General features: G+C 71.1%; 1 protein-coding gene. It reads right to left on the bottom strand.

From position 1 onward, the window contains the following. The coding region (locus E2651_RS43220; RefSeq protein WP_245239561.1) for an AMP-binding protein at nucleotides 1-1,352 on the bottom strand (1,352 nt) is incomplete at its 3' end. Nucleotides 1,353-1,363: the final 11 nt, after the last annotated feature.

A 1,363-nucleotide genomic window follows, 5' to 3' on the forward strand; every position in this document is an offset into this window, starting at 1 on the left:
TCCCAGTACCCGGCGAAGACCTGCCCGCCGGAGAGCAGCACCTCCCCGTCGTCCGCGATCCGCACCTTCGTGCCGGGCAGCGGCCAGCCGACGGTCCCCAGGCGCGGCTTCAGCGGCGGTGTCACGGTCGCCGCCGCGGTGGTCTCGGTCAGCCCGTACCCCTCGAAGATCTCGATGCCGGCCCCCGCGTAGAAGGCGGCGAGCCTGCGCCCGAGCGGTGAGCCGCCGCAGATCGCGTACCGCACCTTGCCGCCGAGGGCGGCGCGGATCCGCCGGTAGACGAGCGGGTCGTACAGCGCACGGGCCATCCGCAACCCGAAGGCCGGTCCCGGCCCTGTGCCGTGCTGCCGCGCCTCGACGGCCTCGCCGTACCGCACCGCGATACGCGCCGCACGGTCGAAGGACGAGGCCCGCCTCATCTTCTCGGCGGTGGCCCGCCCGGTGTTGAAGACCTTCTCCAGGACGTAAGGGATGGCGAGGAGGAAGGTCGGCCGGAAGCTCCCCAGGTCTCGCAGCAGATCCTCGGTCTGAATGCTCGGCGCGTGCCCGAGCCGCACGCGGGCGCGCAGACAGCCGATGGCGACCATGCGCCCGAAGACATGGGAGAGCGGGAGGAAGAGCAGCGTGGAGGCGGGCTCCTTGCTGACCGACTTGAAGACCGGATGGAGCAGTTCGATGGCGTTGTCGACCTCGGCGAAGAAGTTGCCGTGGGTGAGGACGCAGCCCTTGGGGCGGCCAGTGGTGCCGGAGGTGTAGATGAGGGTGGCGACGGAGGAGGGCTTCAACTCCCCGCGCCGGGCGTGGACTTCAGCATCGTCGATGTGCCCGTTCCGCCGCCCGAGCTCGGCGAGCCGCCGCACATCGCCCTTCTCGAAGGACCACAGGTGCCGCAGATCGGGCATCCGGTCGCGCTCCGGGCCGAGCGAGGAGGCGAGTTCGGCGGTCTCGGCGGCGAGGGCGACGGCTCCGGAGTCCTGCACGATCCACCGGGTCTGATAGGCGGAGGAGGTCGGATAGACGGGCACGGTGACGAGGCCTGCCGCCCAGGCCGCGAAGTCGAGGAGCGTCCACTCGTACGTCGTACGCGCCATGATCGCGAGGCGGTCACCGGGGGCGAGGCCCTCCGCGATGAGCCCCTTCGCCACGGCGAGAACTTCCTCGGCGAAGTCACCGGCGCTGACGTCCCGCCAGCGACCGTCGCTTCCCTTACGGGAGAGGACGGCTTCGGTGGGGGCCTGGCGGGCGTTGTCGAAGGGGATGTCGGCGAGGGAGCCGGCGGCTACTGGGGCGGCGAAGGGGGGTGTGGACACTTCGCGTACGGCGCCGTCGAGGTGGCGTATGTGGGGTTCCACTAGGGCTGTCT

It is taken from the genome of Streptomyces sp. MZ04 (assembly GCF_004684775.1).
In the GTDB taxonomy this organism is placed as follows: domain Bacteria; phylum Actinomycetota; class Actinomycetes; order Streptomycetales; family Streptomycetaceae; genus Streptomyces.